We start from the raw sequence: 3,077 nt of genomic DNA, 5'->3' as shown, positions 1-3,077 counted from the left end.
AAATCCAGAAATAACTTGCAATCCAGTCGATACAGAGTTAACATCAACAACCAATAAAAGAAATAACTTGTCCTTTCACCCATTGGTTTGTTGTAGATAGGCTGTCGAACCCTTGCGGACTCAATAAGAGTTAACGCTGTCATCTGAGGTTGCCGGTACGGGAACTAATTGGTTGGAAACAAGATCAGGAGGGAGAGAATTGCAGAGAAGAGAAAAACTGCTTTATGTGGGGATTGACCTGCATAAGGAAACTCACACCGCAGTGATGGTGAACTGTTGGAATGAAAAGCTAGAGGTAGTTGTGATAGAAAACAAGCCCAGTGAATTTAAAAAGCTGGCGGAAAAGGTAAACAGAAAATCCAATCATCTTGGTCTTGAGCCTATTTACGGCTTGGAGAATGCATACGGCTACGGCAGAAGTTTAGCTGTCTGGCTGATTGAAAATGGTTATATAGTAAAAGACATTAATCCTGCTCTGGCTTATGACCAGAGAAAAAGCGCACCCATGCTTCGAAAAAATGACGAGCATGATGCCTATTGTGTGGCAACGGTTCTGATTAACCAGTTACATACCTTGCCAGATGCAAAACCAAAAGATAATGAATGGACGTTGGCACAGCTGGTGAATCGGAGAGATTTACTGGTGAAAGATGGTATCCGGTTTAAGAACGGACTCCATGAGCAGATATCCATGGCGTATCCCAGCTACAGTAAGTTCTTCAGCGAGATAGACGGGAAATGTGCCATGTATTTCTGGAAGACCTACCCGTCCCCTGTCCATTTGCAGGGAAAGACGGCAGAAGACCTAACAATCGAATTTAAGGAAATATCACGCATTGCGAGAAGAGACAAAGCAGAGTTGATTCTGGAATGTGTTCAGAATGATGGAAATACTGTACGCGAATATCAGGAATCCAGAGATTTTATTACAACAAGTCTGGTTCGTGACTTGGAACATCAAAAAGAAGAATTGGCAGGGCTTGATAAAGAAATCGAGAAAATCCTGCTTAGCTTTGATTATAAACTGACCAGTATGCCCGGAATTGGAACGTCTATCGCAAGCAAGTTAATTGCAGAAATCGGAGATATCCGAAGATTTTCCAATGCTGATAAGCTGGCAAGGTTTGCAGGAGTTGCTCCTGTAAAATTCAGTTCCGCCGGAAAAGGCAAGGAACAAAGCTCTAGACAGGGAAACCGTCAGTTACATGGACTATTTTATTTCCTGGCAGTAACCATGGTGTCCAGACCAAAGAATGGAATGCCCAATCATCCGGTATTTTATGATTATTACATGCGGAAAATCGGAGAAGGAAAGACAAAGTCTCAGGCACTGGTCTGCATCATGCGCCGATTGGTGAACATTGTGTACGGGATGATGAAAAATAAGACAAAATACCGGGAACCGATCCTAAAAGAAGAACAGTAATTTCTTTCTTAAAAATAGCACGAAGATGTGCTATACTTTTTTAAAACGAATACGAATTTTCACCCCTTTCTGTATATCTCAGTACCCCACCTGAGGGTTTGGGTGATAATGTTCAATGGACAAATCACGGTCATAAACATACTCCTGAAAAAAACAAATCTTGGAAGGATATAGTAAAATCAACAAAAAGCGGACCTGCAAAATATTCACCAGATATTATAGATATTGAAAGTTTTGAAAGGGATGCATGGAAAACAGGAACACCAACTACAAACGGAAAGAATTGGAAGACGAAAGCGTATGATAGTGTTATTGGTGCTAGCGAAGGAAAGGAAACCACATACATTAGAATAGAAAATAGTGCCAATACAATACATGGTCATCCTATAAGTAAGAATGAATATAATAAATTGAACAAAAATTAGGAGAAATTATGCTAAATAATATTGATTTTGGCGTAGGAAGTATTGTTTATAATGAGTTTCATATTGATTTTGATAAGAAATTAGATGAGCAAGAGGATTCTCTTACAGAAGATCTATTGCAAGTAGAATATCCAAATAATTATTTAATTGATCTAGGTTGGTATCCTGAATGTAGTTCTAAAGGAAATTTTGTTTTAAATGTAATCTATAATTATAATTGGGAAAAACCAGTTTTAAAAAAAGTAGTGGTTTGTAACCCAAAATTAATTTGTGATGCCTTGTTAGAAGCTATTCAATTAGTAGAAAGGTTAATAAAATAATTTAAACTAAGAAATAGTTAAAGAGGTGCTGTTATTACTGAACATAGTTGTACAGCACCTCTTTTTTCTATTACTGAATATGATTTACTGCTTAGGATTTTAATGGAGTCGTTCATGACCCCGTAACTTTTCCGCACTAAGGGGCATTTCCTGTAAGTACAACCCCAGTGACGACCCCAATGCCAATAATCCGACCCCGTTCAAAAAGTCCTTTCAGTCCGCATTGCGGGCTGATGTAAGTTGAACCGGGGAAGTTTTTGACCCCGGCTCTTTAACCAGCATCATTTTCGACCCCATGGTTCACCCCTGTTTTAGTACAGGAAATGAGCGTAAATATTCCTCAACCGGATTTTTAAATAGCAGCAAGTATTCGACTTGAAGCCATATAAAAAACACCCATAGATGCGACTTTTTCTTAAAGTAGCAGAAAGAAGAACAGGTGGCAACAGCAATTCAAACATTTATCAGGAAAAAGGAAAAATTCTTTCTTTTTCATATTTGCCCAACAAGGCTTTTTATTGTCTGAATGGCATACATGCTCCAGTAGCGGTTTCAAAGGTCATACAGGGGAGATATTTTGCGATACAGGGCTAGCAGGGAATGAGACATCCATTCTGCCTTTTCATTGGTTTAAAAATAACTGCCTACGCCCATGGTTCATGGTGAACCATAGGATTTACAGGAATAAGGTTCTATGGTAAAATGGGTCTGCCGGGGGTTACAGGGGGTAAAAATACCATTTCTGTAGCTCCCTTTTCTGTTCTTTTTTCTGCCGTTTTTTCTCCTCAAAATAAATCCAGAAATAACTTGCAATCCAGTCGATACAGAGTTAACATCAACAACCAATAAAAGAAATAACTTGTCCTTTCACCCATTGGTTTGTTGTAGATAGGCTGTCGAACCCTT

The 3,077-nt window shown here is 38.9% G+C and carries 3 protein-coding genes; all 3 read left to right on the top strand.

Annotation, left to right across the window (positions count from 1 at the left end):
* The first annotated feature begins 199 nt into the window (after nucleotides 1-199).
* Entirely contained in the window at nucleotides 200-1,426 is a 1,227-nt protein-coding gene (locus tag CRO04_RS25495; protein ID WP_097007034.1) for an IS110 family transposase, read from the top strand.
* Between the two features lie 98 nt (nucleotides 1,427-1,524).
* Nucleotides 1,525-1,851: a hypothetical protein gene (locus CRO04_RS25490; RefSeq protein ID WP_097007033.1), complete on the top strand. Its 327-nt coding sequence runs from the start codon at nucleotides 1,525-1,527 to the stop codon at nucleotides 1,849-1,851.
* Nucleotides 1,852-1,859: 8 nt separating this feature from the next.
* Nucleotides 1,860-2,171, top strand: coding sequence for a hypothetical protein (locus tag CRO04_RS25485; protein WP_097007032.1), 312 nt, complete (start codon nucleotides 1,860-1,862; stop codon nucleotides 2,169-2,171).
* The last annotated feature ends 906 nt before the right edge of the window (nucleotides 2,172-3,077 follow it).

Origin of the sequence: Lacrimispora amygdalina, from assembly GCF_900205965.1 — a bacterium.
Taxonomy (GTDB): Bacteria; Bacillota; Clostridia; order Lachnospirales; family Lachnospiraceae; genus Lacrimispora; species Lacrimispora amygdalina_A.
The sequence above is the reverse complement of the archived record's forward strand: the minus strand, read 5'-3'. Positions and strand labels throughout refer to the sequence as shown.